General features: G+C 70.1%; 3 protein-coding genes and 1 pseudogene. 1 reads left to right on the top strand and 3 read right to left on the bottom strand.

Annotated features, from left to right (window positions below; genetic code table 11):
• Window positions 1–37: 37 nt before the first annotated feature.
• Both GTW43_RS13735 and GTW43_RS13730 read right to left on the bottom strand, forming a co-directional pair.
• Window positions 38–760 (bottom strand): isochorismatase family protein, encoded by a 723-nt coding sequence (locus GTW43_RS13735; RefSeq protein WP_161301965.1) that lies wholly within the window; start codon window positions 758–760, stop codon window positions 38–40.
• Window positions 760–1,344, bottom strand: a complete 585-nt coding sequence (locus GTW43_RS13730; RefSeq protein WP_161301963.1) for an isochorismatase family protein — start codon at window positions 1,342–1,344, stop codon at window positions 760–762. Before GTW43_RS13730 ends, GTW43_RS13735 begins: the two co-directional genes overlap by 1 nt.
• A 192-nt stretch (window positions 1,345–1,536) precedes the next feature.
• Here GTW43_RS13730 and GTW43_RS13725 point away from each other — a divergent pair, with 192 nt between their 5' ends.
• Window positions 1,537–2,535, top strand: coding sequence for a helix-turn-helix domain-containing protein (locus tag GTW43_RS13725; protein WP_343245997.1), 999 nt, complete (start codon window positions 1,537–1,539; stop codon window positions 2,533–2,535).
• An 84-nt stretch (window positions 2,536–2,619) separates the two neighbouring features.
• Here the strand turns inward: GTW43_RS13725 and GTW43_RS13720 are convergent.
• A pseudogene (locus GTW43_RS13720) lies at window positions 2,620–2,945 on the bottom strand (hypothetical protein); the annotation flags it as partial.

The following is a 2,945-nucleotide window of genomic DNA, read 5'->3' as shown; positions in this document are numbered from 1 at the left end:
CGGGAATCCGGATTCCCGCCCCACCGCCGCCGACGCGCTACTTGATGTCGCGGGCGTGCGGGACCACGACGCCGAACCGGTCCTGGATCGTGGCGAGCGCCGCGTCGTGGACCTGCTGGGCGGGGACCCCCTGCGGGTTGCCCTCGACCGGGAGCGGGCGGGTCGCCGAGGCGTCGCCGACCACGGTCGGGTTGTAGCCCGCGTACACGGCGCCCTCGGCGGTGAACAGGGTGCACATGTGTGTCATGAAGCCGGCGATGATGACGTTCTTGCGGCCGGTCTTCTTGAGCTCCGCGTCGAGGTTCGTGTCGTGGAAGCCGTTGGGGACCGCCTTCTCCACGACGGCCTCGCCCTTGGCGGGCTTGAGGTCCGGAATGATCTGTCCGGCCTTCGACGTGAGGTCGTACCCCTTCTCCACGATGTGGACGACCGGCGTGTTCGCCTTGCGGGCCCGCTCCAGGAGCGCCTTGGTGTTCTTCACCGCGTCGCGCCAGCCGGTGAGTTCCATCGTGCCGTCGCTGTAGACGTTCTGGTAGTCGACGAGGACCAGCGTCGCGTTCGACAGCTTCGCCGGCGTCTCGTCCAGCTTCATCAGCCCGCGCAGGGTGGTCGTGTCCTTCGCGTAGTTCTGCTCGGCGCTCGGCGACGGCTTCTTGTCGGTGGTGCGCGTGGCGGCCTCCGAGCTGCCGCCGCACCCGGTCACGCCGACCGCGAGCAGCGCGGTCGTCATCAGGGCGAGGGTGGTACGCAGCGGCTTCATCAGACGATCTCCTTCTGGGTCTCGACGACGACCCCGTACAGGTCGGCGACGGTGGCGAGGGCGCCCCGGTGCACGTGTTCGGCCGGCACCTCGGTGCCGTTGACGGGCAGCGGGCGCGTGGCGGTGGCGTCGGCGACGACGGTCGGGCGGTTGCCGTTGAGGAAGGCGCCCTGCGCGGTGAACGCGACGCACATGTGTGTCATCCAGCCCGCGATGACGACGTCCTGGCCCTCCGTGAGGTGTGCGGCGAGGTCGGTGCCGACGAAGGCGTTCGGGACCTGCTTGACGACGACCGGCTCGCCGTCGACCGGGGCGACCTTCGCATGGATCCGGCCGATCTCGGCGCGGATGTCGTAAGGGGTGCCCTCGCCACCGTCGTTGATGACGTGGACCACCTCGGTACCGGCCGCCCGGGCCCGGGCCAGGAGCTGCGCGGCGGCGTCGAGGGACTGCTCCCAGCCGTCGAGCTCCATCACACCCCGGGTGTAGGTGTTCTGGAAGTCGATCAGGATCAGTGTCGCGTCGGCCAGCTTCGCGGGAGCCTGGTCGAAGCCGTTGAGCTCGCGCAGCGTGGTCCTGGACATGCGGGTACCGCCTTCGTGTCACATGGGAGGAGCACAGCCGGAACATCCCGGTTCGGTCGTCCCCGGGGGCTGTGTCCACCACGCTATGCGTCTGCTGTGATGTCAACAATGACGTCTAACATGCAGATACCGACACCGAAGGCGGCCGGCTCGTCCCGCCGTCGGAGGCCGCTACAGGGAACGGGAGGAAGCGTGACGGACACCGCCGGACGTCTCGTCGTGATCGTGCTCTTCGAGGGCGTGGACCTGCTCGACGTGACCGGGCCACCGGAGGTGTTCGCGCTGGCCCGCCGGGAGAGCCCGGACGCGGCCGGGTACCAGGTGGTGCTCGCCGCCGAGTCGATGGGCCCCGTCAGGACCGGTGCGGGGGTGCGCGTCCTGCCCGACATCACCTTCGCCGAGGCCGCCGAGCGCGCCATCGACACGCTCATCGTGCCGGGCGCGGTGGAGATCGCGCCCGACGGACGGGTGCATCCACTGGTCGATCCCGATCTGGTCGCCTGGGTGAAGGCACTCGCGGCGCGCACCCACCGGGTCACGTCGGTGTGCGTCGGCGCCCATCTGCTGGCCGCCGCCGGGCTGTTGGACGGCAAGCGGGCCACCACACACTGGTCGACGGCGCAGCAACTGGCCGCCGATCACCCCGAGATCGAGGTCGACGCCGACCCCATCTTCATCCGCGAGGGTGATGTGTGGACCGGCGCCGGCATCAGTGCCTGCCTCGACCTGTCGCTCGCGCTGATCGCGGAGGATCTCGGCGAGGCGATCGCGCTCCGGGTGGCCCGGCAGCTGGTGATGTACCTCAAACGCCCCAGCGGGCAGAGCCAGTTCAGCGTTCCGCTGGAACAGGTCTCGACGACCCGGCGCATCGAGGACCTGCGCCACCACATCCTGCGGCACATCACCGAACCGCTGACCGTCGTGGAGCTCGCGGAGTTCGCGCATGTCAGCGACCGGCATCTGACCCGGTTGTTCAAGAACGAGCTGGGCATGACGCCGTACGCGTACGTGGAATCGGTGCGGGTCGAGAAGGCGCGGCACGAACTGGAGTCCTCCGACGCGACGTTGGAGCGTATCGCGTCGGTGTGCGGCTTCGGCACGACGGACACCCTGGTCCGGGCGTTCCGACGGCGCCTGAACACGACGCCGACGGAGTACCGGCGCCGCTTCCGGGTGCCTCAGATGCCGTGAGACCCGCGCGGTGGCGGACCGTTCGCGCTCGCCGACCGCCCACATGTCCACCACAGCGCCGCTCCGGGGCCGGGCGGCGCGCCCTCAGTCCAGGCGCTCGCAGACGTCGTCCGCCGAGCCGTGCGCCCAGGTCACCGTCCGGTAGCCCGTCGCCGAGATGGTCAGGGTGTACGTACCGTCGATGACGTACTCGCCGCGCGGCAGGTTGCCCTGGCCCTCGGGCACACCGAGCAGGATCGGACCCGTGGCCCACCAGCGCTGCGAGCCGTCGGCGTGCATCTCGACCAGCGCGGAACCGCCGACGTCCGCGTCGTAGGAGGCGCCGGACTCGGTGTTCGTGACGCGGACGATCAGCTTGCCCTTGTACGCGACCAGGGCCGGCTCTCCGTCGGGCCGGGTCCTGACGACCA

Origin of the sequence: Streptomyces sp. SID5785 (genome assembly GCF_009870065.1) — a bacterium.
Taxonomy (GTDB): Bacteria; Actinomycetota; Actinomycetes; order Streptomycetales; family Streptomycetaceae; genus Streptomyces.
This window is presented reverse-complemented; position numbering and strand designations above follow the sequence as displayed.